Annotated in this window: 26 protein-coding genes; 18 read left to right on the top strand and 8 right to left on the bottom strand. The window is 68.1% G+C overall.

The window, feature by feature from the left end; genetic code table 11:
• The first annotated feature begins 88 nt into the window (after positions 1-88).
• On the top strand, positions 89-475 hold the full coding sequence (locus tag AC1DBD_RS05435; RefSeq protein WP_441417674.1) for a hypothetical protein: 387 nt from the start codon (positions 89-91) through the stop codon (positions 473-475).
• A 15-nt stretch (positions 476-490) separates the two neighbouring features.
• Here AC1DBD_RS05435 and AC1DBD_RS05430 read toward each other — a convergent pair whose 3' ends face one another.
• The gene (locus tag AC1DBD_RS05430; protein ID WP_441417877.1) at positions 491-817 is read right to left on the bottom strand and encodes a chorismate mutase; all 327 of its coding nucleotides are present in this window, start codon (positions 815-817) and stop codon (positions 491-493) included.
• 14 nt (positions 818-831) lie between these two features.
• Between AC1DBD_RS05430 and AC1DBD_RS05425 the strand changes: the two genes are divergently transcribed.
• Complete coding sequence (locus tag AC1DBD_RS05425) at positions 832-1,254, top strand: VOC family protein (protein WP_441417673.1); 423 nt, start codon at positions 832-834, stop codon at positions 1,252-1,254.
• Here AC1DBD_RS05425 and AC1DBD_RS05420 read toward each other — a convergent pair.
• Together AC1DBD_RS05420 and AC1DBD_RS05415 are read right to left on the bottom strand one after the other, a co-directional pair.
• Positions 1,251-2,402: a hypothetical protein gene (locus AC1DBD_RS05420; protein ID WP_476981595.1), complete on the bottom strand. Its 1,152-nt coding sequence runs from the start codon at positions 2,400-2,402 to the stop codon at positions 1,251-1,253. The two genes, AC1DBD_RS05425 and AC1DBD_RS05420, sit on opposite strands and share 4 nt — an antisense overlap.
• 206 nt (positions 2,403-2,608) lie before the next feature.
• Positions 2,609-3,355: an SOS response-associated peptidase gene (locus AC1DBD_RS05415; RefSeq protein WP_441417671.1), complete on the bottom strand. Its 747-nt coding sequence runs from the start codon at positions 3,353-3,355 to the stop codon at positions 2,609-2,611.
• A gap of 159 nt (positions 3,356-3,514) precedes the next feature.
• On the opposite strand from AC1DBD_RS05415, the gene AC1DBD_RS05410 reads away from it, so the two are divergent.
• From AC1DBD_RS05410 to AC1DBD_RS05395, 4 genes are all read left to right on the top strand, one after another.
• The gene (locus AC1DBD_RS05410) at positions 3,515-3,772 is read left to right on the top strand and encodes a mycoredoxin (protein WP_056739948.1); all 258 of its coding nucleotides are present in this window, start codon (positions 3,515-3,517) and stop codon (positions 3,770-3,772) included.
• A 116-nt stretch (positions 3,773-3,888) separates the two neighbouring features.
• Positions 3,889-4,974 (top strand): S-(hydroxymethyl)mycothiol dehydrogenase, encoded by a 1,086-nt coding sequence (locus AC1DBD_RS05405; RefSeq protein WP_476981594.1) that lies wholly within the window; start codon positions 3,889-3,891, stop codon positions 4,972-4,974.
• Positions 4,971-5,618 carry an MBL fold metallo-hydrolase gene (locus AC1DBD_RS05400; RefSeq protein ID WP_476981593.1) on the top strand — a complete coding sequence of 216 codons (648 nt, stop codon included), beginning with the start codon at positions 4,971-4,973 and terminating at the stop codon, positions 5,616-5,618. The genes AC1DBD_RS05405 and AC1DBD_RS05400 overlap by 4 nt, the downstream gene beginning before the upstream one ends.
• Before the next feature lie 126 nt (positions 5,619-5,744).
• Entirely contained in the window at positions 5,745-6,251 is a 507-nt protein-coding gene (locus AC1DBD_RS05395; RefSeq protein ID WP_476981592.1) for a DinB family protein, read from the top strand.
• Here AC1DBD_RS05395 and AC1DBD_RS05390 read toward each other — a convergent pair.
• Positions 6,248-6,997, bottom strand: coding sequence for a lipoate--protein ligase family protein (locus AC1DBD_RS05390; protein ID WP_441417876.1), 750 nt, complete (start codon positions 6,995-6,997; stop codon positions 6,248-6,250). The two genes, AC1DBD_RS05395 and AC1DBD_RS05390, sit on opposite strands and share 4 nt — an antisense overlap.
• Positions 6,998-7,013: 16 nt before the next feature.
• Here AC1DBD_RS05390 and AC1DBD_RS05385 point away from each other — a divergent pair, with 16 nt between their 5' ends.
• Positions 7,014-7,397, top strand: coding sequence for a DUF2177 family protein (locus tag AC1DBD_RS05385; RefSeq protein ID WP_476981591.1), 384 nt, complete (start codon positions 7,014-7,016; stop codon positions 7,395-7,397).
• 29 nt (positions 7,398-7,426) lie between these two features.
• Here the strand turns inward: AC1DBD_RS05385 and AC1DBD_RS05380 are convergent, their stop codons facing one another.
• On the bottom strand, positions 7,427-8,230 hold the full coding sequence (locus AC1DBD_RS05380) for a thioesterase family protein (protein ID WP_441417667.1): 804 nt from the start codon (positions 8,228-8,230) through the stop codon (positions 7,427-7,429).
• Positions 8,231-8,435: 205 nt separating this feature from the next.
• Here AC1DBD_RS05380 and AC1DBD_RS05375 point away from each other — a divergent pair, with 205 nt between their 5' ends.
• The 10 genes from AC1DBD_RS05375 (at position 8,436) to AC1DBD_RS05330 (ending at position 19,324) form a co-directional block, all read left to right on the top strand.
• Positions 8,436-9,143, top strand: coding sequence for an endonuclease/exonuclease/phosphatase family protein (locus tag AC1DBD_RS05375; protein WP_441417875.1), 708 nt, complete (start codon positions 8,436-8,438; stop codon positions 9,141-9,143).
• Between the two features lie 135 nt (positions 9,144-9,278).
• Positions 9,279-10,553, top strand: coding sequence for an alkaline phosphatase family protein (locus AC1DBD_RS05370; protein ID WP_476981590.1), 1,275 nt, complete (start codon positions 9,279-9,281; stop codon positions 10,551-10,553).
• Positions 10,550-11,734: an alkaline phosphatase family protein gene (locus AC1DBD_RS05365; RefSeq protein WP_476908766.1), complete on the top strand. Its 1,185-nt coding sequence runs from the start codon at positions 10,550-10,552 to the stop codon at positions 11,732-11,734. The genes AC1DBD_RS05370 and AC1DBD_RS05365 overlap by 4 nt, the downstream gene beginning before the upstream one ends.
• A 98-nt stretch (positions 11,735-11,832) precedes the next feature.
• Positions 11,833-12,594 carry a phosphatase PAP2 family protein gene (locus AC1DBD_RS05360; RefSeq protein ID WP_476892441.1) on the top strand — a complete coding sequence of 254 codons (762 nt, stop codon included), beginning with the start codon at positions 11,833-11,835 and terminating at the stop codon, positions 12,592-12,594.
• Between the two features lie 10 nt (positions 12,595-12,604).
• Positions 12,605-13,363 (top strand): DedA family protein, encoded by a 759-nt coding sequence (locus tag AC1DBD_RS05355; RefSeq protein WP_476892440.1) that lies wholly within the window; start codon positions 12,605-12,607, stop codon positions 13,361-13,363.
• A gap of 5 nt (positions 13,364-13,368) precedes the next feature.
• The gene (locus AC1DBD_RS05350) at positions 13,369-14,043 is read left to right on the top strand and encodes a response regulator transcription factor (RefSeq protein ID WP_476892439.1); all 675 of its coding nucleotides are present in this window, start codon (positions 13,369-13,371) and stop codon (positions 14,041-14,043) included.
• Between the two features lie 7 nt (positions 14,044-14,050).
• Positions 14,051-15,046 carry a sensor histidine kinase gene (locus AC1DBD_RS05345; protein ID WP_476908763.1) on the top strand — a complete coding sequence of 332 codons (996 nt, stop codon included), beginning with the start codon at positions 14,051-14,053 and terminating at the stop codon, positions 15,044-15,046.
• Positions 15,047-15,241: 195 nt separating this feature from the next.
• The gene (locus AC1DBD_RS05340; RefSeq protein WP_476908762.1) at positions 15,242-16,390 is read left to right on the top strand and encodes a cation:proton antiporter; all 1,149 of its coding nucleotides are present in this window, start codon (positions 15,242-15,244) and stop codon (positions 16,388-16,390) included.
• A 313-nt stretch (positions 16,391-16,703) separates the two neighbouring features.
• Positions 16,704-17,546: an esterase/lipase family protein gene (locus AC1DBD_RS05335; protein WP_441417874.1), complete on the top strand. Its 843-nt coding sequence runs from the start codon at positions 16,704-16,706 to the stop codon at positions 17,544-17,546.
• 107 nt (positions 17,547-17,653) lie between these two features.
• Positions 17,654-19,324, top strand: coding sequence for a SulP family inorganic anion transporter (locus tag AC1DBD_RS05330; RefSeq protein WP_476981589.1), 1,671 nt, complete (start codon positions 17,654-17,656; stop codon positions 19,322-19,324).
• A 21-nt stretch (positions 19,325-19,345) separates the two neighbouring features.
• Here AC1DBD_RS05330 and AC1DBD_RS05325 read toward each other — a convergent pair whose 3' ends face one another.
• The 3 genes from AC1DBD_RS05325 to AC1DBD_RS05315 all read right to left on the bottom strand — a co-directional run bounded on the left by AC1DBD_RS05325 (position 19,346) and on the right by AC1DBD_RS05315 (position 21,954).
• A complete protein-coding gene (locus AC1DBD_RS05325) occupies positions 19,346-19,558 on the bottom strand; it encodes a YegP family protein (RefSeq protein ID WP_441417658.1) in 213 nt (70 codons plus the stop codon).
• A 123-nt stretch (positions 19,559-19,681) separates the two neighbouring features.
• Positions 19,682-21,397, bottom strand: coding sequence for a DUF5671 domain-containing protein (locus AC1DBD_RS05320; RefSeq protein ID WP_476981588.1), 1,716 nt, complete (start codon positions 21,395-21,397; stop codon positions 19,682-19,684).
• Entirely contained in the window at positions 21,394-21,954 is a 561-nt protein-coding gene (locus AC1DBD_RS05315) for an LpqB family beta-propeller domain-containing protein (protein WP_476981587.1), read from the bottom strand. Before AC1DBD_RS05315 ends, AC1DBD_RS05320 begins: the two co-directional genes overlap by 4 nt.
• Positions 21,955-22,057: 103 nt before the next feature.
• Between AC1DBD_RS05315 and AC1DBD_RS05310 the strand changes: the two genes are divergently transcribed.
• Positions 22,058-23,533 carry a DUF5129 domain-containing protein gene (locus AC1DBD_RS05310; protein ID WP_476981586.1) on the top strand — a complete coding sequence of 492 codons (1,476 nt, stop codon included), beginning with the start codon at positions 22,058-22,060 and terminating at the stop codon, positions 23,531-23,533.
• Positions 23,534-23,546 lie beyond the last annotated feature (13 nt).

Here is a 23,546-nt window from a genome sequence, read left to right as displayed (position 1 = left end):
ATCTTCGAACAATTCAAGTCTACGCCGGGCCCGGGACAAAACCTAGATGGGGGTGGACGGACGCAAGCGCAGGTAGCAGGATTGAGCTATGAGCTCCCATAGCGCACTCCTGAAGCACGTAAGCATCGCCGCCAAGGATTCAACCTTGGTGGCGAAGTTCGATATAGACGGGAATATCCCGAGTTCCGGGGCCTATGTGGTGGGGCTCGTGGCGGCCACCCCGGACCATTCGCACCAGCGCCGGATGGAAATCGAGTTCATGAACGGCGAGGCAGTTTCTTTCTTCTGTTTCAGCCATGACGGCACGGAAGAGAACTTCGACCTCAAGGGTGTGGAGCACTCCGGCAACACCATCACCGGCAACTTTCCGCTGAGCACGGTGATGGGGCTGGCCAAGGGCCATCTGATGACGGCCTACAGCGATTGTGAGGGCCGGGAGTACCAGGCCAACGTGCCCGTCGAAGAGTCGCTCTAGCTGAGTCGACCAGCCCTAGCTGGAAGCTTTGTAGACGTCCAGCTCAAGCCGGATGAAGGCATCGATCATGGCCCGGTAGGTCTGTTCGACGATCTCGGTGTCGATGTCCTTCTGCTCAGCCGTCGCCTTGACGTGTTCTAGGACCCGCTCCACGCGGCCGGGCGCCCGCACCTCGGCACTGTCCGCCTTCAGGGTGCCGGCAATCCGGATAAGCCGTTCGCGCCGGCCGATCAGCGCGACGATCTGTTCGTCCACCTCGTCGACCGCCACCCGCACGGCGGCGAGTTGTTCCTTATCGGCCTGGGCGTCTTTGGCGTCACGGTGATGTGTGGACATGTGCATGACAGTATCGAACGATGCAACCACGAGTCGACTTCATCTCATTGGGTGTCCGCAGCGTTGACGCCTCGCGCCGCTTCTACGTGGAGGGCCTCGGGTGGCCGGTCCACCGGGAGGTTTCCGGCGAGGTGCTCTTCCTGCAGGTCAACCACGGGCTTATCCTCTCGCTCTGGGACGCCGGGCAGATGCAGGCCGAGGCCGCCACCGATCCCCCGGCCGGCATCCCCTGCATCACCCTGAGCCACAACGTGGGCAGCGCTGACGAGGTGGACCAGGCGATGCGCCAGGCGGAGGCCGCCGGCGCCGTCGTCGTGGCCGCGCCGAAGACCCAGCCCTGGGGCGGCTATACGGGCTACTTCGCGGACCCGGACGGTTTCCGCTGGGAGGTCGCCTTCAACCCCACTTGGACGGTCGACGCCGGCGGCAAGGTCACGGTCTAGTCGCCGCCGATGACCTGGCTCGAAAACACTTCTGCAGACGGGCCGCCCGCTGCGACGAATTCTTTCAAAAGGGCAAGCCCCACTGAAAGCGGCAGGGAGAGTCTTCCCCGGTACTGGGGCTCGAGCATTGTTTCCGGCGACGATCCCCATTCGCTCGGTTCACCCACAAGCCTGGTGAATGTCCGTCCGCGAACGAACGGTCTCTCGAGTTTCCCCGTCATCCGCTGTTCCAGAACGTGCGAGTCCACGGAGAGCAAACTCAATGTCATGAGTTCGGGACGCGCCGCCTTTTCAAGCCAGCGTCCGAAGCCTAGGAAGTAGCTCTCTTGGATCTCACTGGCCAGAACTCCAGCTTCTTCCTGCAACTCACGGTTGGCCCCGTTGGCCGCCAGTTCCGCCAAGGGAAGCGAAGCGCGGCCCTGAAAATCCTTGGGCTCCAGCGCACCCGAGCCACTCGGAGCCAACTGACCGCCGCTGTTTAGGTTATGAATTCCTTGATCCACTATGAGCAGCTTGCCATCGCTCGTGAATGCCATGACTGAGGTCCCAACCACGTTTACAAGCCATGAGTCGTGGAAGTCCCTGAGCGCCCCGCGTCGGGTAATGAAAAGCCTTCGTCCGTGGTCTTCGGTGAAACGACCGGCCTGGCTTACGTCGTGTAGCGCAAGCTGGTCCGTTGCGATGTGCTGAAAGTAGGTTGCGGGCTGAAAATCTATCCAGCGAGGCAGCTCAGACGCAGCCGGCCCTACCCCAACGTTCGAGTTCCATCCAAGGATAGGCCCGTCAAAGACATGCCTAACTTTGATCTTGTCGTCGAGAAAGCGTTGGCCGAGGGCGCTCAGGGACGGGGGCATCGTGAACGGCTTGGATTCCAGTCGCGCCTCCAGTCCGTCCTGTATGGCCGAGCTCACCAAGTTGTCCGAGAGGAAGGATCCGTGCGGGAACTTGCGATAGGTGAACCGGCCGTGGCTGCTAGTCGTCGGCACGAAACTTTCGAAGGAATCGCTAATGCGCGGTTCAAACACCGTCGAGGCAACGGAACGACGGTGGGCGCGCACCTCCATGTACAACAAGGCAAATGAGATTGCCGCCAGGAGCACGTTGATCCATTCCGGGATGGTAATCCATACGCCGAGAAGGCCCATCACAGCGAGTACGGTGCTTAGGATGATCCACCGCAGCCCACTCGCTTTTCGCCTTATTCGAAAGACCGCGGTAGCCGACTCACGACCCAAAATTGTCACCATTGCCCCCCATGGCAGAACCAGATTCTAATCGAGTCAAATGTACCTTTGTCCCGGCCCTGCAGAGCCAAACATGGCCGGGAACGGAGCCAAGCCTGCCGGCCCGTCCGCTAAAACAGGCTGCCGACCGGCTCGATCAGCTCCGGGGAGTCATTCTTGACGTTCCCGACGGCGGTGCCGACGGCGTCGATCCTCCAGCCCTCGGCGACGTCGTGCGCGCCGGCGCGGACCAGCCCGACCAGCGCGGCGGCGTCTTCCGCCTGCGGATCCAGCCAGGTCTCCATGGTCCTGCGGTCCATCGGCAGCGGGACGCGGTCGTGCAGGGCCGTCAGTTCCGCCAGCATGCCGTCCGCGTAGCCCTCCGGCGGAGAATCGGTGGTGAGGATCGACGTCGAGAGCAGCCAGCGCCCCGGGTCCCCCTCGGTCTTTGACGGGTCCTTCCACCATTCATAGAGGCCTGCGAAGACCACCGGGCTGCCGTCCTTTGGGTGCACGTAGTACGGCTGTTTGCCGCGGCCCTCGCCCTTCCACTCGTAATAGCCGTCGGCCGGCACGGCGCAGCGGCGGGTGCGGGTGGCCTTGCGGAAGGCCGGCTTCTCCAGCACGCTCTCGCTGCGGGCGTTGATCATCTTCGAGCCGATGCCGGGGTCCTTGGCCCAGGACGGCACCAGTCCCCAGCGGGCAATGTGGAGCTGCCGCACGGGTTCACCGTCCACCAGCCGCTCAAGCAGGATCGGCACGTCCGCGGTCGGCGCGACGTTCCAGGACGGCGGAATCACCACCTCTTCCTCGAGTTCGGCGTCGAATTCTGCCAGCAGGTCCCCGACGGCCCGGGCCATCACGTAGCGTCCACACATGGCACCAGCATGCCACCGCGGGCCGCCCAGCGGGAATAGAGCAGGGAATAGCGGGCCCCGGGTTACCGTTATTGGGAGTGACATACGACTTTTGTCGGCAACGGCGATGCCACTCATCATCGCCAACCAGTGCCGTCAACCTGCCTTGAGGAGAACTTCGTGGACTTCACCCCCGATTCCGGCACCATCACCATGTTTTCGACCACCTGGTGTGGCTACTGCAACCGGCTGAAGAAGCAGCTGGACGCGCAGGGCATCGGATACACCGAGATCAACATCGAGGAAGTCGAAGGCACCGCCGAACTCGTGGAGCAGCTCAACGGAGGCAACCGCACGGTCCCCACCGTGCTCTTCCCGGACGGCACCGCCGCCACCAACCCCTCCGCGGCCGAGGTCAAGAGCCGCCTCGCGGCCTAACGCCACCTTTTCAGGACACCCCCCAAACCACTTACGGCGCGGACTCCCGGCTCACCCCAGGGGCCCGCGCCGTGCCGCTTCCCGCCACGGAAGCGGTGATGAAAGGAGCCCACCCCATGGTCCACGAAGTCAAAGGCGCAGTAGTCCGTTCCAAGAACGCACCCGTCACCCTGGAGACCATCCTGGTCCCTGACCCCGGACCCGGCGAGGCCCTGGTGGACATCCTCACCTGCGGTGTCTGCCACACCGACCTGCACTACAAGCAGGGCGCCATTAACGACGACTTCCCGTTCCTGCTCGGCCATGAGGCCACCGGCGTGGTTAGCGCCGTCGGCCCCGACGTCACCGAGGTGGCCCCCGGCGACCGGGTGGTGCTGAACTGGCGAGCCGTCTGCGGCGAGTGCCGGGCGTGCCGCCGCGGCGAGCCGCAGTACTGCTTCAACACGCACAACGCGACGCAGAAGATGACGCTGGCGGACGGCACCGAGCTCACCGCCGCGCTCGGCATCGGCGCCTTCGCCGAGAAGACCCTCGTCGCCGCCGGCCAGTGCACCAAGGTGGACCCCGACGCCGACCCCGCCGCGATCGGCCTGCTCGGCTGCGGCGTCATGGCGGGCCTCGGCGCCGCGATCAACACCGGCAACGTCCAGCGCGGTGATTCCGTCGCCGTGATCGGCTGCGGCGGCGTGGGCGTGGCGGCCGTCGCCGGTGCCGCGCTCGCCGGCGCCACCACCGTCATCGCGGTGGACATCGACGCCAAAAAGCTCGAACGTGCCAAGGAACTCGGCGCCACCCACACGGTGGACTCTTCCGCCGTCGACCCGGTGGAGGCGATCCGCGAACTGACCGGCGGTTTCGGCGCCGACGTCGTGATCGACGCCGTGGGACGGCCCGAGACGTACAAGGAGGCCTTCTATGCCCGCGACCTCGCCGGCACCGTGGTCCTCGTGGGTGTCCCCAGCCCGGACATGACCCTGGAACTGCCGCTGCTGGACGTGTTCGGCCGGGGCGGCTCGCTGAAGTCCTCCTGGTACGGCGACTGCCTGCCGTCGCGCGACTTCCCCATGCTTATCGACCTGTACCAGCAAGGCCGGCTGGACCTGGACGCCTTCGTCACGGAGCGGATCACCATCGACCAGATCGAAGACGCCTTCGAGAAGATGCACTCCGGGGCCGTCCTCCGCTCGGTGGTGGAACTGTGAGCGCCGGTTCCGGAACCGGACTGAGGATCGAGCGGCTGGTCACCTCGGGCACGTTTTCGCTCGACGGCGGCACCTGGGACGTGGACAACAACGTCTGGCTCGTCGGTAATGACCAGGAGTGCGTGGTGATCGATCCGGCCCACGACGCCGCCGCCATCGCGGCCGCCGTCGCCGGCCGGAAAGTCACAGCCATCCTGCTCACCCACGGCCACGACGACCACATCGCCGCGGTGGGCGAGTTCCGCGGCCTGGTCAACGCGCCGGTCTACCTCAACCGGAACGATTGGATGCTCTGGGACCGGGTCTTCACGGGAACCGAGCCGGATCACGGCATCGACGACGGCGACACCTTCGACGTCGGCGGCGCGCGGCTGGTGGCGCTCCACACCCCGGGCCACTCGCCCGGCTCCGTGAGCTTCTACCTGGCCGCCGAGGGCACGGTCTTCACCGGCGACACGCTCTTCCAGGGCGGCCCGGGCGCCACCGGCCGGTCCTTCAGCGACTTCCCCACCATTGTCGAGTCGATCAAGTCCAGGTTGCTGACGCTTCCCGCGGACACGGTGGTCCGCACCGGCCATGGGGACTCGACCAGTGTGGGCGCCGAAGCGCCGCAACTTGAGGATTGGATCGCGCGGGGGCACTGACGTCCCGGTGTTCCGTCATGGGCTGGCCCCGTCCGAAGTCGCGGACGGGGCCAGCCCATGGTGGGGGTGGATGCGGTAAGGGCAGGCCTGCGGGCGCCCGGCGGCAGGGTATTAGGCTGTGGACCCATGAGCACATTCCCCAGCATGGATCCCGGCATCTTCGCGGCCGACCTTCGGGCGCAGTTCGACGCCTTCCTGGACGAGCACCGGACCTCACTGCACGACTGCCTGGATGGGATGAGCGAGCACGAGGCCCGGGCCTCCCTGGTCCCCTCGCGCACCACGCTGCTGGGGCTGGTCAAGCACGCCACGTTCGTGGAAAAGGTCTGGTTCGACGAAGCCATCACGCGCCGTAGCCGCCAGGAGATCGGCATACCAGCCACCCCGGACGAGTCCTTCATCCTGGACGACGGCGACACCATCGCAAGCGTCCAGGCCGCGTACCGGCTGGCCTGCGCTGGGTCGCGCGAAAGGACCCGGCCGCTGGGGCTGGACGACCTGGTCACCGGAAACCGGCGCGGGCCGCTCCCGCTGCGGTGGGTGTATCTGCACATGCTCCGGGAACTCGCCCAGCACTGCGGGCACGCCGACATCCTGCGCGAGCAACTCCTCGCGGCGCGCGCCCCAGTCTAATCCAGCAGGCTGTCGAAGTCGCCGTAGGCCAGGGTGGCGTAGCGGCCGTACGCGCCCAGCACGGCGGCCTCGATAGCGTCCACGCCCAGGTGCGGGACAAGATCGTTGACCGCCCCCGCCGTCGCAGGGTCCCAGTCCAGGCCCAGGGCCGCGTAGCTGGCCTCGAGCACGGCCTTGATCGGCGCTGAGTTCTCCACGATGATCACCGAGCTGAACAGCCAGCCGCCGGAGACCACGCGCTGGGCGGTGCCAATGAGTTTGAGCCGGCGCTCAGGAGCCAGCGGGTCCTGGCCGTGCACGCTGAACTCGCCGGGGCAGTATTCGCCGGGGATCTCCCCGACGGCGGCCTCCACCCCGGCGTCGCGCAGTGCCTGCGCCAGCAGTTCGCCGAAGAAGGAAAAGCGTCCCTTCGCGCCCGCGATCGCATCGGCGTCCGGCTCGAGATGGTCGATCACCAGCGTTCCCCCGTGGTACGCGGCAGCCCGTCCGCCTGCCTTCCGGACCAACGGCTCGAACCCGAGCTCGCGGCAGGCCCGCGCCGCGGCGTCGAAGCCCGGCAGGTGCGTGTCACGCTGACCGAAGGCCACGGTGGGCGCGGGCCGGTAAAGCCGCAGCATGGGTCCCACCGCGCCGGTCTTCACCCGCTGCAGCAGCTCCAAGGCGAGGTCCAGATCCTCCGCGGCGCCGAGGGAGTGCTCCTGCCGGAACGCCGTCAGGCTCCGGGGTCCGGCCGCGGCCTGCTGCATGTTGTTATGCTCCCTTATGGTCATTCTGCAATTCCTAGTGGTAGCCGCCGCGTTCGCCGTCATCGACGCCGTCTGGCTCAAGTCGATGAACAAGTTCTACCGCCGGCACCTGGGCCACCTGATGGCCGACAAACCCCATCTAGGGTACGCCGTGGTGTTCTACGTGCTCTACATTGCCGGGATCGTCTTCTTCGCCCTCCGCCCGGCCCTCGACGGCGGCACCTGGCTGACCGCGCTGGGATACGGCGCCGCCCTCGGCGGGTTCGCCTACGCCACTTACGACCTCACCAACGCCGCGACGCTGAAGAACTGGCCGCTGGCGATCGTCGTGGCGGACATCCTTTGGGGCGCGTTCCTGACTGGCCTGGCCACAACCGTCGGCTGGCTCGTCTTCCACTGACCGGACAGTTTCCCTGCCGGGGCACTCGACTAGCTTTTGCGCAGCGTCAGGATCTGCTCGGCCCGCCCGAAGGGGCCCTGCAGATCGTGCAGCACCGTGGAGGTCAGGCCGATGCCGTCCGTGCCGAAGGACACCTCGTTGTCCAGACCCAGCCACTCCCCCTCCGGGCGCCGGTACATGTGGATCTGCAGGTCCAAGTTGGGAAAGGCATAGCTGCCCTTGCCCGGCGGAACCCGGGCGGCAATCCCGTTGGCTGTGTCCACGAGGCCGATCAGACGGGCCAGGTCGCTGCTGTCCGCCCGGTCCGTGAGCGGGTGGTCGGTGTGCAGCCAGACGGTCCCGGAGCCGGCGCGGTGGCCCTCGGCGATGCGCATCTTGAGCGAGGCGATGTACCCGCCCGGCCAGACCGTTGCGGCGTCATAGGGCTCACAGTCGTCCGGTGCCGGGATCCTCGGGTCTTCGAAGGCGGCAATGGCCGAGGTGTCGGAGGTGATCATGCGCCACGCCGTCGCCCGGATCGCCACGCGGCCGCCGGCCACGAGTTCGGCCTGCAGCAGTTCAATGGTCCGGCCCGGGCGCAGCGTGGTGGTGGTGACCTCAAATTCGCCGCCGGGGATGAGGCCCAGGATCTCGTAGCTGATCCGCGCCATCCGCATGTCGTCCCGCGGTTCGTGCCGGGCCAGGCAATCGGCCATGATGCCGGACGCCGGCGCCATGTGCTGTTCGTGCACGTTCCACGCGCCCTGGGCGTGGATGGTGGAGCGGAAACGCCCGTCCCCCAGCACCTCGTAGTAGAAATCGCCCTCGGCCAGCACGGGTAGTTCAGCAGTCAACGTCGACCCTTTCGCAGCAACAATCAGAGAATCCCAACCACCTTATCGCCTCGGGCCACCACCGCTTCAGCGCGCCATTGCGGCGGCGGTTCCACGGAGCGGCCCGGGCAGTCACCCGGCCAGTCTGGTCCCGTCCGATCCGCCGGACTGGGTAGACTCGGGAGCAGGTTTACCCCGACTATTGCGCGAAGAGGTGCTCCCCCTGATCCGAGTTATCAGCTACAACCTCCGCAAACACAAGGCCAGCGGCGAACTGGAGGCTTTGGCCAGCGGCTATGAGATCGATGCGCTCTGCCTCCAGGAGTGCGACACCGAAGACCTGCCCGAAACCATCGGCGACCTTCACCTCGCGGATGCCACGAGAGGCAACCGGCTGGGCCTGGCCATCTACTACCGCAAGGACCGTTTCACCGCGTACGAGACCAAGACGTTCGCACTGAAGAAGTCGATGCATGATCGGGTGCTGGCACCCGCGCACGAGCGGCTCATCGGCACCCGGGTGGTCGACAACGAGACGGACCACGACCTCGTCATCGCATCCTTCCACGCGGCGCCCCTGACGGCGTCGAACTCGCTGCGCCGGAACCAGATCCACGCCGCGCACGCGGAACTGCTCAGCATGGGCGGCGGGCTGATGACACTCATGGTGGGCGACTTCAACTACCCGTTCTTCACCAAGTACCTCACGGAACAGATGAAGGACGCCGGCTACGAGCTCTCCCTCAGCGACCGGCGGACGTACACCCGGTACAAGGTCTTCAAGGGCCACTTCGACTTCGCCACGTCCCAGGGCCTCATGATCGAGAACGTCGAAACGCTGCCGCGCGGCGCCTCCGACCACCTGCCCATCCTGATCTCGGCGGAGTACGGCCAGAACGCGCCCGGGATGCCAGGCGGCACCGCGCCGGCCTGACCGTTGCCCGGCGGAAGTCCGGGGTCCTGCCCGGATTTCCGCGGCGGTACTGGACCGCCAACACACGGTGAACAGTTCGTGAACCAGCCCCGAAACGGGCCGGGGCCGTAATCTTTCCGTGATCTACTTCTGGGCGTGAACTTAACACGACGTAACTTCATGACCGCCGCCGGCACGGCCCTGGCCGCCAGCACCGCCACGGCCCTGGCCGCCGGCAACGCTTCCCGGGCCGCAGCCGCGGCGACGCTGCCTGCACCCGGTGCCTCCGGCATCGATCACATGATCGTGGTGATGATGGAGAACCGCTCCTTCGACCACTTCCTCGGCTGGATGCCGGGGGCCGACGGGAAACAGTCCGGGCTGAGCTTCACCGACCGCTACGGCATCCCGCACTCCACCCACCACCTGACAGACTTCCAGGGCTGCGGCCACCCGGACCCTGACCACTCCTACGAGGGCGGCCGGATCCAGTTCAACAACGGGAAGAACAACGGCTGGCTCCAGGCCGGGGAGAACGACGAGTTCGCCGTCGGATACTACGACGCCGCCGACCTGGACTTCTGGCGGCAGGCCGGCCCCGACTGGACGGTCTGCGACCAGTACTTCGCCGCGACCATGGCAGAGACCTACCCCAACCGGTTCTACCAGCACGCCGCAGCCACCGACCGGGTCCATAACTCCACGGTCACCAGCACCCTGCCGACCATCTGGGACCGGCTCGCCGCCGCAGGCGTATCCGGCAAGTACTACTACGGCGACATCCCCTTCACCGCGCTCTGGGGGGCCAAATACCAGGGCATCTCGCACCATTACTCCGAGTTCCTTACGGACTGCTCCGCCGGGACCCTGCCCGCGGTGTCCTTCGTGGACCCGCGGTTCACCGACGAGGGCTCCGGCACCTCGGGCGATGACCACCCGCACGCTGACATCCGCTCCGGCGAAACGTTCCTGGCCGAGGTTTACAACGCGGTCACCTCCGGTCCCGGCTGGGCCAACACCCTGCTGGTGGTCAACTACGACGAATGGGGCGGCTTCTACGACCACGTCGCACCGACGACGGCCCCGGACACCGGTGCCGCCACGGCCCTGCGCGGCTTCCGGGTCCCCTCCCTGGTGGTCTCTCCCCGCGCACGACGCCGCTACGTCGCCCACGACGTCTACGACCACACCTCGGTCCTCAAGGCCATCGAATGGCGCTGGAACCTCCCGCCACTGACGCCGCGGGACAGGGCCGCCCGCAACATCGCCGAAGTCCTGGACTTCGCCACACCGGCAAACCTGGCCGCGCCCAAATACCTTGTCCCGCCCTTCGTGGCCGGACCGGCCTGCACCCCCGTCGGCCCGCCGCCGGCCGAGGAATGGTCCGGACTGAAAGAGAAAGCACTCGCCGACGGATGGAAGCTCCCGTGAACCCCACCACCCCTACCGCATCCGCACCCCGGCCGCGTAGCCGCCGCACGCTCAAGCGCTTCGCCGCCGCCGCGCTGCTCGTACTGGCCGCCGCGGCGCTCAGCTACGGCCCCCAGGCCGGCACGGCGGCCACGCCGGCCAACGCTGCCCCGGCCGGCACCACCGCCGGCCAGGGTTACCTGCCCGGGGCCCAGCACGTCTTCGTCATCAACCTTGAAAACAAGGGCTATGACAAGACCTGGGGCCCGGCGTCGGCAGCACCGTATCTCTCCCAGACGCTGCGCAGCCAGGGAGTCCTGCTGAACCAGTACTTCGGAACCGCGCACAACTCGCAGCCCAACTACGTGGCGCAGATTTCGGGGCAGGGACCGAACCCCCAGATGCAAGCCGACTGCCAGAGCTACACCCCCTTTGCCGGCAGCGGAACGGCCAGCCCGGGCCAGGCCGTCGGGGACGGCTGCGTCTTCCCGGCCAGCGTCCCCACCGTCGCCGGCCAGCTGACGGCCGCCGGGAAGACCTGGAAGGGTTACATGGAGGACATGGGCACGCCGTGCCGGCACCCGGCGCTCGGCGCCGTCGATGACACCCAGAAAGCCAAGGTCGGCGACCAGTACGCGGCTCGCCACAACCCGTTCGTATACTTCGCCGGGATCACCGGCTCGCCCGACTGCGCCAAGAACGACGTCGACCTGGCCGCCCTGAAGACGGACCTCGCCTCCGCCGCCACCACCCCCAACCTGTCCATGATCACTCCCAACCTCTGCCACGACGGACACGATTCCCCGTGCGTGGACGGGCAGCCGGGCGGCCTCGCCAGCGCCGACGAGTGGCTCAAGCAATGGGTTCCGGCCATCACCTCCTCCCCCGCGTTCAAGCAGGACGGGGTCCTGGTCATCACCTTCGACGAGTCCGACGGGCCGCAGAGCGACGCCAGCGCCTGCTGCGGCGAAGGCCCCGGGCCGAATGCGCCGCTGCCGGGCATCACCGGCATGGGCGGAGGCCGGGTCGGTGCCCTGGTCCTCTCGCCGTTCACCAAGGGCGGCACCTGGTCCACCACGCCGTACAACCACTACAGCCTGCTCGCCAGCATCGAAGACACCTTCGGGCTGCCCTACCTGGGCTATGCCGGGACACCGGGCCTGAACCGCTTCGGCCTGGACGTCTACAACGCCGGGTCCTAGGACACCCGCGGCCAGTTCTTAAGCGTTTCTTAAGAGCCCCGCGGAAGAGTTGATCAGGACGCGTGACCGCGCGCCGCCGACTCGAGCCGAAGGATTCCATGACTGGGCCCGCCACTGACGACCGCACTGCACCGTCCCGCCTGCCCGACAATCGGGCCGCTGCCGGACCAGGTTTTTGGACCCTCCCCCAGGCCAGGCACTGGCTGGTGGTGGGCGCGCTGCTGTGCGCGGCCGTCATCGCGCTGGGCCTGGCGGTGCAGCTGGTGCCCGGCGAAACCTCCGCCGAGCTGGGCGTGGACCAGGGTCTCAGCCGGCACCACGGCGCGGCGCTGACCGCCGTCGCGATGGGCATCAACGTATTGTTCGGTCCGCTGGTAGGGCTCATGCTGGTCGGCGTCGTCTCCGTTTACCTCTGGCTGGTCCGCCGTGACCTGGTCAAGGCCGTGGCCTTTGGCTTGGTCGCCTGCTCCGGCTGGGTGGCCAGCGAAGCCTTCAAGCTCCTCATCGCCCGGCAACGGCCGGATCCGAAGCTGCTCTTCGACCCGCTGGCGCCGGAGACGGGCTCCAACAGCTTCCCCTCGGGCCACGTCTCCTTCGCCGTCGCGCTCGCCTTCGCCCTGTATTTCCTGGCCCGCGGAACCCGCTGGTCCAAGGCCGCCGCCGTCGCGGGTGCGGCCATGGCGCTGGTCGTGGCCTGGTCGAGGCTCTATGTCGGCGTCCACTACCCCACCGACGTCGCGGCCAGCTTCCTGGCCGCGAGTGCCGCGGTGGTCCTGCTCACCGGACTGTGGAACCGGTTCGCGCCCCGGATCGTGGAGCGCCTGCCGGCCGCCCCATTCCTCCCTTCACACCGACCCTAAGGACGTGACCGTGCACAGCATCCTGTCTTCGGGACTGGCCCCTGCCCTGGCCGCCGCGGCCGGAACCCCCTCCCTGCTGGACCCGGCCAGCCTGCTCGCGGGGCTCGGACCGGCCGCGCTGGGCGTCATTGCCGCCATGGTGTTCGTTGAGTCCGGGGTCCTGTTCCCGTTCCTGCCCGGCGATTCCCTGCTCTTCACGGCGGGGCTGCTGCATCAGCAGCTGCACCTGACGTTGCCGGCGCTGATCGGCGTCGTGACCGGGGCCGCCATCGCCGGTGACCAGGTTGGCTACATGCTGGGACGCACCTTTGGCCGGAGATGGTTCAAGGATGACGCCAGGGTGCTGAAGACGGCCCACCTGACCACCACGGAGGACTTCTTCCGCCGCCACGGGGGCGCCGCCGTCGTGCTGGCCCGCTTCGTGCCGATGGTCAGGACCTTCGCGCCGCTCACCGCAGGCATCGGCCGCTATGGGTACAAGTCCTTCACCCTCTGGAACATCGTCGGAGCCCTCGCGTGGGCCACGTCCGTGACTTTGCTGGGCACCTGGCTGGGACACTACGAGATCATCGCCAAGAACATCGACGTCATCGCCGTTGTCATGGTCCTCGTCTCGGTGGTGCCCTGGGTGATCCAGTTCCTCAAGCGCCGGCGGAGCAACCGCCGCACCGCTGCTGCGGCCGCTCCGGACGAAGCAGCCGGTGTAGACGGAACTGGACACGACACGGCCGGGGGCGTGCTGGCCGGGAAGACCGCCACGGAAGAATAGGCTCCATGACCACCGCTGACCGGCCGTCCCTGCTGCTCGTCGAGGATGACCCCGTCCTGGGCCCGATGATCGCCGAGCTGCTGGAACCGGACTACCGGGTCCGGCTGGTCGCCAACGGCCAGGACGGCCTGCATCTGGGGCTGACGGAGCCCTGGGACGTCATGGTCATCGACCGGGGACTGCCCGTGATGGACGGGATCAGCGTGATCGCTGCCTTGCGGTCCAAGGGCATCGCCGCGCCGATCCTGATTCTGACGGCGCTGGGCGACCCGGACGAAAAGGTCCGGGGGCTCGACGCCGGCGCCAACGATTACGTCACCAAGCCGTTCGACGCCGGCGAACTGGCGGCACGGCTGCGCGCGCTGACGCGCACCTTCGCCCGGCCCGCCGGCCCGGTGAGCATCGGCGACTGGGAACTCGATCCGGCGTCGCGCTCGGTCCGCTCTGTGTACGGAGGCCAGGTGTCCCTCACCGCGAAGGAGGCCGAGGTGCTCGGGGCACTCGCCGCCGAGCCCGGCAGGGTCTTCACCCGTGACGAACTGCTTGCAGGCTTCTTCCACGCCACCGACCAGCCCGGCGTGATCGACACCTACGTCCACCACCTGCGCCGGAAGATCGCCAAGACCGTCATCCGCACCGTCCACGGCGTCGGCTACCAGATCGGCGACGCCAATGACTAGGAAGCCAATGACCAAGGAAACCGTGCCGGGGGGAACGCCGGACCAGTCCACCCTTCGCAGTGCCTCACTCAAGGTGGCGGTGCGGATCAGCGCCGCCTGCGCGGTGATGGTGGTCTGCCTCCTCGCCGTCGCCGCCGTATATCTCATGAACAAACTGGCCCATCCGGAGTTGCCGCCCGCCGCGGCTGCCGGGACTTACGCCTACCTGGATTCCAGGGACCTGCTGGAGGCGATGATCATCGCCGGGGTGGCCGGAATCGCACTCGCCGGCCTCGTGGGCTGGCTCAGTGCCCGCAGCGCCATCCGCCCGCTGGGCGAGGCGCTGGCCCTGCAGCGCCGCTTCGTCCAGGACGCCAGCCACGAACTGCGCACGCCGCTGGCCATCCTGGACACTAGGATCCAGCTCGCGCAGCGCGATGCCGCGCCGGACTCCCAGCCGGGCCGGAACCTGGCCCGGATCCGCGAGGACGCGGCCACGCTGACCGGAATCGTCAACGAACTGCTGCTGGCCGCTACGGCCGCGGCACCCGATCCCGGCGCGGAGCCCGTCGAACTGGCCGACGTCGCCGCTTCAGTCGCTGAGAGCCTCCAGCAGCTGGCGTCGGCGAACGGGGTGCGCCTGGACTTCGCCGCTCTCGGCCGGCCACAGGCCAGGATTGAGCAGAACGCCCTGCGACGCGCGGTGCTGGCGCTCGCGGACAACGCCCTCGCCCACACGCCGCCCGGCGGGCGCATCACCATTTCAACGGGTGCGGAGCAGGACCGGGCCGTCATTACCGTCGCAGACACGGGGACCGGGATCAGCGGCGTAGAGCAGGACCGGATCTTCGAGCGCTTCGTCAGGACCCCCAACGCCGGCGGTGCCCGAAGCCAGCGCAGCTTCGGTATCGGTTTGTCCCTGGTCCGTGAGATTGCCATGGCCGCCGGCGGCACGGTTGAGGTGGCCCGCACCGGGGCCGAAGGAACCGTCATGAAGATCGTCCTTCCCGCCGCCGGCCGCTGAGCCCCGGGGCGCTGGCGTCTCATTCGGGGGCGCCGGACCTCCGACGGACTAGTCTCATTCCATGGCGAAACACCCCAGAATGAGGGCCGCGGCGGCTTCCGTCATCTGGCTGCCTGAACCGGCGGCACAGGCGCCCGCCGCACAGGTGCCGGGGGCGCTTGCGCCGTCAGCGCCGCCCGCCGGGTTGCGTCCACGGTGACGTTCCTGTCCCTGGCGCTGATCGCCGTCGTCGCCCTCGCCGGGCCCGTGCTCGCACTGCCGGTCCGCTGGCGCCTGCCGGTGGTCCTGGGCGAGCTGCTGGCCGGCGTCGTGATCGGCCGGACGGGGCTCTCGCTGGTCGATCCGGGTGATCCCACCTTCAGTCTGCTGGCAAACATCGGCTTTGCGCTGATGATGTTCGTGGCCGGAACGCATGTGCCCGTCAGGGACCCACAGATCCGCTCCGCCTTGGGAAAGGGATCGGGCAGGGCCGCGGTGGCTGCCGGCGCGGCCGTGGTCATCGGAACCGGCATGGGCCTGGCCTTCGGTACCGGCCATGCTCCGCTCTATGTGGTGCTCCTGGCGTCATCGTCAGCCGCACTGGTCCTCCCGATCGTCGACTCCCTGCGCCTGGGCGGACCGAAGGTGGTGGCAATGACGGCCCAGGTTGCGATTGCCGACATCGCCTGCATCGTCGCGCTGCCACTGGCCGTGGATCCGCCGAACGCCGGCCGCGCCGCGCTGGGGGCGCTCGCGGTGGGGGTCGCGGCCATGGCGCTCTTCTTCGCGTTGCGCGCCCTGGAGCGGAGCGGCACCCGGCAGCGCATGCACCGGCTCTCCGAGGAGCGCAAATTTGCCCTGGAGCTGCGAATCCAGCTGACCCTGCTTTTCGCGCTGGCCGGAGTGGCCAACTTCGGCCATGTCTCCGTGATGCTGGCAGGCTTCTCGTTCGGTCTGGTGGTGGCCGCCGTCGGCGAACCGCGGCGCCTGGCCCGTCAGCTTTTCGCCGTCAGCGACGGATTTCTCGGCCCGATTTTCTTTGTCTGGCTGGGCGCGTCCCTGAATCTGCGCGATCTCGGCGGCCACCCGGACATGGTGGTCCTGGGACTCTCCCTGGGGATCGGGACGGTGCTGCTCCATGCCGGCCTGAGAGTGGTCGGACTTCCCCTTCCGCTGGGCGTTCTATCGGCGGCCCAGCTGGGGGTGCCGGTGGCAGCTGCCAGCATCGGCACGCAGCTGAACGTGCTGCTGCCCGGCGAGGACGCCGCCCTGCTCCTCGGTGCCTTGGTGACCATAGCCGCCAGCAGCCTGGCCGGATCGCAGGCGGCCAAGACCTTCGCCCAACCTTTGAAAGCCGGAGACTGAAGCCGGAGACGGCAAGAGCAGTAGCAGCCAGCGGCACTGGGCCAGGGCCGGAGAGGCGCATATGTGCAGCCGCGCTGTCCTGTTACCGGGAAGTACCCTCATGCGGCGAGAAACCGCTGCACAAACGTGCGGAAAAGTCCGCACGTCGGGAAAAGCTATCTAGCGTGAAGGGGTGGACGTGAGCCGGATCGCAAGGGGGCGGTCCCTAACTCACCTCCATCTACACAGACCCCTCAGTGCCGAGGGGCCCAATCGAAGAGGTACTTCCGTGTCCCAGCCCAGCACATCTGCCCGAACCAAGCGCGCCAAGGCCATGTCCGCCGCGGTGGGTGCAATCGCCCTCCTCTGCGGATCCCTGGCGGCTGCACCCGCGGCTAACGCCGACACCGTCGACGTCTCCCCTCCCGGTGCAAACGACTGGTCGTGCAAGCCCACGACGGCGCATCCCTACCCGGTGATTCTGGTACCCGGCACCTTCGAAAGCATGGCAAAGAACTGGGCGACCATGGCGCCGGCCCTCAAGAGTGAGGGCTACTGCGTCTACGCGCTCAACTACGGTTCGACCAACGGCATCGACGCCACCGGCCCGATCGCCGACTCCGCGGCGCAGCTTGCCCCGTTTGTCGACGCCGTACTGGCCTCGACCGGGGCGAAGAAGGCCGACCTGGTGGGACACAGCCAGGGCGGCATGATGCCTCGTTACTACATGGGATTCCTGGACGGCGCGGAAAAGGTCAACCATCTGGTCGGCATCGCCCCGTCCAACCACGGCACCCAGGGGCTGATAGCTCCGGCGCCGGACTCCGTGCCGCCCGCTACCTCCCTGGGCGGCTCCAACTGCCAGGCCTGCGCTGACCAGCAGGCGGGCTCGCCGTTCCTGGCCAAGCTGAACTCGATCGGGGATACCGTGGCGGGGCCGGCATACACGGTCATCTCAACGACGCACGATGAGGTGGTGACGCCGTATCAGAGCCAGTTCCTGGCCGGGTCAGCGCAGCAGGTCACCAACATCACCATCCAGGACAAGTGCCCGGCGGATGTGATTGAGCACGACCAGACGCCCAACGATCCGGTCGTTCAGCGGCTCGTCTCCAACGCGCTCGGGCGCCCGGCCGGTCAGCCGGCCGACCCCGCCTACCAGCCAAGCTGCGTTTAGGTGGGGGTCCGGCCGGCCGGCCGACGTAGAATCGAGCATGAAGCGCGCCCGCTCGTCACCGGCCTGGAACTGAGCCGGCCGCCGTGCGCCGCCGCTGGATCGGAAGTGTGCCGCCCGGCCTCAAGATTGTCCTCGGCTACCGGCGCTCCTGGCTGAAGTCCGACCTGGCTTCGGGCGCGGCCCTGAGCGCGGCATTGATCCCGGCCGGCATGGCCTACGCCGAGGCCTCGGGCCTGCCCGCCGTCACCGGTCTCTACGCCTCGGTGGTCCCCCTGCTCGCGTACGCCGTGTTCGGCCCCTCGCGGGTGTTGATCGTCGGGCCGGACTCCTCCCTCGCACCGATGATCGCCGCGGCGATCCTCCCACTGGCGGGCGGGGCGTCCGGCCACGCCGTGGCCCTGGCCGGGGTGCTTTCGCTGCTGATAGGGGCGATGCTGATCGTTGGCCGGTTCCTCAAACTCGGTTTTGTCACCGGCCTGCTGTCCAAGCCCATCCGCGTGGGCTACCTGAACGGCATAGCGCTCGTCGTAATCGCCAGCCAGCTGCCCAAGCTGTTCGGCATCCCGGCCGACGCCGGTTCACTCGCCGGCAGCCTTGGCGGTACGGGGCGGGCACTGCTCCAGGGCGCCGCTAATCCGCTGGCACTGTTGTTCGGCGCCGGCACCATCGCGGTCATCCTCGGCTGCCGGGCGCTGCCGTGGAAAGTCCCCGGTGTGCTGCTGGCGGTGCTGGCTTCCATGGCTGTCACCGCCGCGGCCGGGCTGGGCGGGGCCGTTCCGGTGGTTGGCGCCCTCCCGGCAGAGCCTTCGGTGCCCGCGCTTGGCAGCGTCCAGCCGGAGGAAGTCCTTGCCCTGCTGGGGCCCGCGGCCGGCATCGCACTGATCGCCTTCGCGGACACCTCAGTGCTCTCGACGAGCCTCGCGCGCCGGCGCGGCACCCGCGTGAATGGGAACCAGGAAATGGGCGCACTCGGCTTCGCCAATGCGGCCTGCGGACTGTTCGGCGGTTTTCCGGTTTCCGGCAGCGCGTCCCGCACCCCGATCGCGCTTGAGGCCGGGGCGCGCAGTCCGCTCAGCGGCGTCATCGCGGCAGCCCTTGTGGTGCTGTTCATGATCTCCGCGCCCGGGATCACGGCGTTCCTGCCCTCCAGCACCCTGGCCGCCGTCGTGATCCTTGCGGCGGCCTCGATCGTTGACGTCAAGACCCTCGTGCGGCTGATCAGGATGAGCCGGACCGAAACGGCGCTGCTCGTCACGACGTTCCTCGGCGTCGCCTTCGTGGGCGTCCTCGAGGGCATCATGGTCGCAATCGGCCTGTCCCTGATCGCTTTCGTCCTGCGCGCCTGGGACCCTTACCGCACGGAGCTGGCCAGTGTTGAGGACCTGCCCGGATACCACGACCTCAGCCGGCACCCGGAAGGCCACCGGGTGCCGGGGCTGGTGATTGCCCGCTTCGACGCCCCGCTGTTTTTCGCCAACGGCGCGGTGTTTGCCGAGCACATCCGCACGCTCGTGGCGCAGGCCCCCGGACCCGTACGGTGGGTGGTGGTGGCGTCGGAGGCCATCACGGACCTCGACACGACTGCCCTGGATGACCTCGTGGAACTCGACGACGAACTCGCCCGGAAAGGCATCAGCCTGGTGTTCGCCGAGATGAAGGGGCCGATCAAGGACCGGCTCATCCGCTTCGGCGTCAGCAGCCGGTTCGGCCCGGACCACTTTTTTCCCACGGTGCACAACGCCGTGCGTTCCTACCGCAGGGAATTCGGACTTCCGTGATCCGGGCCGGCGGGTCCTGGCCTAGCCGGCTACCCCGGTGATGCTGCCTGCGGGCTCTTCGGTGAGGTCAACGACGTCGGCCCCGGCGTTCTTCTTGACGGATTCGACTCCGCCCATGGCGCTGGCCTTGGACTTGTAGCTCTGCGAAGACGCCACTACCTCGCCGTTGGCAGCCTTGAGCCGGAACCGGAACCCACCGGACTTGTCCTTGTACACTTCGAATTTTCCAGCCATGTCGCACCCCGACTTCTTCGTCGATATCCACGGCCGGGCGGCCGTTAATCGACAGGCTACTGCTAACCCTGGAGGACCGGCCAGAGACCCGCCGGGCGGTGTCGCCGGCTGCCCATAACCGGCTCAGCCGCGCAGCGGTATGACGTCCACGCTGCCGCCGGGACCCGTGATCACGAGCACGCGCTTGGCGCTTACCCCGGCGAGGGCTTCGGCCAACCGGCCGCCGGGATCCCCCGCGGACACGCCGGCCTCGGACAGGCCGACGCCGGGCGCGCCGGCGGCAGGCACGGCGCCCGCCGGCACGGGCACGGCGATGTCGTCCCGGCTCCAGACAGTCACCGCGGCCCCCGTGAGCTCCTCGAGGGCGCGGCGCAGCGGCTCCGGGTCGGGGCCGGCCACAAGGATCACGTGCCCAATCGTCCGTTTCCGGCCGAGCCCCGCGGCTGCCGGCCGGGACCTGTCCTGCCGCCAGACGGCAAAGTGGTAGCCGGCGGCCAGGCCCGTGGCCACCAGCAGGCCCAGCGGTGCGCGGATCCGGTCCACCAGGCTGCCGCCGGTTACGTCGCCCAGAAAATATTCGAAGACCCGGTAACCGACCACCAGGAGGGCAATCAGGGCCACCACGGCGCTGAGGCCAAACACCGCGATGAGATAGACGCGCCGCCCGAGCGGGACCGCGCCTTCAAGCCGGTGCTGCCTCGCCGGCCGCCACGCAAGCCACCAGACGCAGCCGCCCACGGCGAGGGAACTGATGCCGCCGAGCAGCAGGGTGCGGGCGTTGCCTCCGGCCAACGGCGACACCGCGATGGAGAGGGCCGCGTTTACGATCACGCCGACGCCGGTGGCGGCAGCCGCCAGGGCCACACCCGAGGTCACCAGCGCCCCTGCTTGACGGGTCCGTTCGGCGCGGCTGACCGCAATGGTCCGGTAATAGCGCCAGACCAGCGAGCCGACGGCGGCCGACGCGATCGCGACGCCGAGGGGCGCAAGCAATTCCATCAGGGCGTCCTGCCGGTCAAACGCCAGTCGCAGCAGGACAAAAAGGACGGTCCCGGCCCCGCCCAGGGCAAGCAGGCCCGCCGCCAGCACACCGACGACGACAAGCCCCACATCGGCGAACCCGCCCCGGAGCCGGCGCGCACCACCCCGGACCCAGTGCCACCACCAAACCAGGCCCCCGCCGGCCGCCCAGACCAGATCCTGCAGGGTGGACTGCCACCACGGGTCAACGGTCGACGTGAGCTCCATCGATCCGCGGATGGCGACGTCCAGCAGGCCGCCAAAGGCCGCCACCGCGGCGCCCACTCCGACGCCCAGCCCGAAATACGTGCCGATGACGGCCGGCACGTTCGCAAGCTCGAGCGGGCTCCGCGCCCGATGCCGCCACATCCAGCGGTGCCACACCCACACCAGGGCCCAGACCAGGCCGACGGAGAGCGGCGACCGCCACTCCGGATTCGCGTCGGCGATGAACGAGGCCGCCATCGCCAGCAGGGACGTCACAAAGAGGATCAGCGAAATCGTGTAAACCGCGGCGACGTAAAGACCCCACGACGTGGCCGCCCGCTCCGCTTCCTCGTCCAGCCGCCGCCAGACGAACCACCAGAGCAGCGCGGCGAGCGGGCCGCCGATCAGCGTGAACGCCAGCGACAACGCCAGCCCCGCGACCCCTTCTCCGGCCAGCACCTGGCCGGAGCGCAGCAGCCGTTCCAGCAGGCCGCTGAGCCCGTTGGCGGCGATCACCACGAGGGCAAAGAGCAACACGAAGACCACCAGGCGGCGGACCTTCGCCTGCGCCGACCCCGCCGCTGGGCCGGTGGGCACCCTGGTGGCGCTCACTTTTTCAACACCCCGCCGGCGCAGGTCTGGAGGCTGTATGGCAGATCGTTGATCATCCACTTGCCGGCATCCTTCACCAGGCCGATGACGGCTTCCTCGGCGTATTCCGAGGGGCCGAACGGCCCCTCCGACGCCGAGTGCACCACCGAGACCTTCACCGTGGCGGTGTCCCCCCGCTCCGAGGTGGAGATCAGGACCACCCGGCTGGCCTGGGCACTGCCGTAGAAGTTGGCGCAGCGGGACCGGGCGGCGTCGGTGAGGTAGGCGTCCGCGGCGGCGGTATCCGCGTCGATGACGGCCCTGCTGTAGCGCTGCACCACTCCGGCCGGGGACGACTCATCCAGCGGCTGCGGCTCCCCGCGAAGAAAGACAACGGCCAGCGCGACCACCACCAGCACGGCGATCGCAGCAACGATGCCCAGCAGCACCCGGTCGGGCCGGTGCCGCTCCGGGACCGGTGCCTCGGCTGCGGCGGGTCCCGGAACCGGATCCTTGCCGCGCGGGCCGTCGCTGCGTGCTGTGGCCGGTCGTTCGGGGCCGTTCGGCGGTTGGCTCATGCCGTCAGTATGGAGGGGCCGCGATGGCCCGTCATGGTGTCTTTAGGCCCTTTCAGCGCCTCCGCGGCTCGACGACGCTGGCAGCAGACACTACTCTCAGGCGATGGGGATCATGCGGAAAATCATTGGCCCGAAACTGGCGGGCGCCCTGCTGTTGCTCATCGCCCCGTTGGCCATCCTGCTGGGCGCCGCGCCGGCGGCGCTCGCCGTCCCGCCGGCCGACGTCGTCGTGGAGGACCGGGCGGGGGTCCTGGACCGCAACACGCTGATCCCTGCGGTGCAGAAGATCGAGTTCTACGAGCCCACCAAGGTCGCCGTCTACACGTACAAAGGCAGCGCGGCGGACAACCTCAACGAAGAGGTGCTGCGCTTCGCCCGCGCCGAGCACCCGGACTGGATCAGCAAGGACGGGCAGAAATGGGCGGACGGCCTCTTCATCTTTGCGCTGGATCCGGTGGGCCGGCACGTCGGAACGTACATGGGCGAGGACCGGAAGGTATCCCTCGAGCAGCGCTCTGACATCCAGGACGCCGCCAAGGAACTGCTGCGCGACGCCCAGTGGACGGAAGGGACCATTGCGGGCATTCGGCGCGGCGCGGAGCTGATCAACCAGCCGTGGTATCGCTCCACCGCCTTCCTGGTCACGGCCTGGGGCGCTGTGGGGGCCGCGGTGGCCGCTGCGGGCACCTGGTTGCTGTTGCGCTGGCGGACCCGAGTGGGCAGCCGCAAAGAGATCGCCCGCGGCGACGCGAACTATGCCAACGTGAGCATGGATCTGCAGGTGACGGAACTCAATGCCAGCACCATCCCCGAGTCGTCGCGGTACGGCAGCACCGTGCTGGAGAAGCACCGCACCTTCCTGAGCCGCTACAACACGGCCACCGGGCTCTCAAACCAGGTGCATGCCCTGACGCCGCGGCAGCTGGGGCGCCGTTCCAGCCTGTCGCTGGCCCGGCAGTACGCCGATGCAGCCGCCGAACTCGATGCCCTGGATGACGTCATCGCCGACACGAACGCACTGCTGAACCGCGGGTCCATCTGGGCGACGGCGTGGGATCGGCAGCTCGCCCCCTTCCGCAGCGACCTGGCGGGGATCGAGGGCATGCTCGCCAAGAGCCACGGTGAGGGCGATTCCGCCACTGCCGCCGCACTCCGTTCCTTCCGCGACCGCAGCCAGCGGGACATAGAACGCTGGACCGCGGAACTTTCCGACGGCAGCATCACCCCAGAAACCGCGCTGGACCGGCTGCGCGACGCCAGGACCGAGCTCTCAGAGCTGCTCAAGAGCCACGCGGACACCGTGATCGCCGGCTTCGCCCGGAACGAGCGCGAGGCCAAGCTCATGCGCAAGGAAATGGAGGAGGCCCAGGCGGGGACCGGCAAGAAGCAACGGCACAGCTATGAGCCCAGCATCCTGGGCACGGTGTATCCCTCTTATTACTTCTTCTCGGTCCCCACTTTCAACAGTGGTTTCAGCACCGGCGTCAGCAGCGTCAGCTCCGCCAGGGGCGGTTCCACCACAGGATACGGCGGCAGCGGCGGCAGCTTTTCCGGCTCCGGGAGCTCGTCCAGCTTCTAAGAAATGTGTATCG

Source organism: Arthrobacter sp. 10T419, assembly GCF_056394105.1.
The sequence above is the reverse complement of the archived record's forward strand: the minus strand, read 5'-3'. Positions and strand labels throughout refer to the sequence as shown.

Excerpts from the sequence above, each read along its gene's own strand:
- AC1DBD_RS05435 (WP_441417674.1), top strand. The coding sequence starts at position 89 with ATGAGCTCCCATAGCGCACTCCTGAAGCACGTAAGCATCGCCGCCAAG.
- AC1DBD_RS05430 (WP_441417877.1), bottom strand. The coding sequence starts at position 817 with ATGCACATGTCCACACATCACCGTGACGCCAAAGACGCCCAGGCCGAT.
- AC1DBD_RS05425 (WP_441417673.1), top strand. The coding sequence starts at position 832 with ATGCAACCACGAGTCGACTTCATCTCATTGGGTGTCCGCAGCGTTGAC.
- AC1DBD_RS05415 (WP_441417671.1), bottom strand. The coding sequence starts at position 3,355 with ATGTGTGGACGCTACGTGATGGCCCGGGCCGTCGGGGACCTGCTGGCA.
- AC1DBD_RS05405 (WP_476981594.1), top strand. The coding sequence starts at position 3,889 with ATGGTCCACGAAGTCAAAGGCGCAGTAGTCCGTTCCAAGAACGCACCC.
- AC1DBD_RS05395 (WP_476981592.1), top strand. The coding sequence starts at position 5,745 with ATGAGCACATTCCCCAGCATGGATCCCGGCATCTTCGCGGCCGACCTT.
- AC1DBD_RS05390 (WP_441417876.1), bottom strand. The coding sequence starts at position 6,997 with ATGCAGCAGGCCGCGGCCGGACCCCGGAGCCTGACGGCGTTCCGGCAG.
- AC1DBD_RS05385 (WP_476981591.1), top strand. The coding sequence starts at position 7,014 with ATGGTCATTCTGCAATTCCTAGTGGTAGCCGCCGCGTTCGCCGTCATC.
- AC1DBD_RS05360 (WP_476892441.1), top strand. The coding sequence starts at position 11,833 with ATGACTGGGCCCGCCACTGACGACCGCACTGCACCGTCCCGCCTGCCC.
- AC1DBD_RS05350 (WP_476892439.1), top strand. The coding sequence starts at position 13,369 with ATGACCACCGCTGACCGGCCGTCCCTGCTGCTCGTCGAGGATGACCCC.
- AC1DBD_RS05345 (WP_476908763.1), top strand. The coding sequence starts at position 14,051 with ATGACCAAGGAAACCGTGCCGGGGGGAACGCCGGACCAGTCCACCCTT.
- AC1DBD_RS05335 (WP_441417874.1), top strand. The coding sequence starts at position 16,704 with ATGTCCGCCGCGGTGGGTGCAATCGCCCTCCTCTGCGGATCCCTGGCG.
- AC1DBD_RS05325 (WP_441417658.1), bottom strand. The coding sequence starts at position 19,558 with ATGGCTGGAAAATTCGAAGTGTACAAGGACAAGTCCGGTGGGTTCCGG.
- AC1DBD_RS05315 (WP_476981587.1), bottom strand. The coding sequence starts at position 21,954 with ATGAGCCAACCGCCGAACGGCCCCGAACGACCGGCCACAGCACGCAGC.
- AC1DBD_RS05310 (WP_476981586.1), top strand. The coding sequence starts at position 22,058 with ATGGGGATCATGCGGAAAATCATTGGCCCGAAACTGGCGGGCGCCCTG.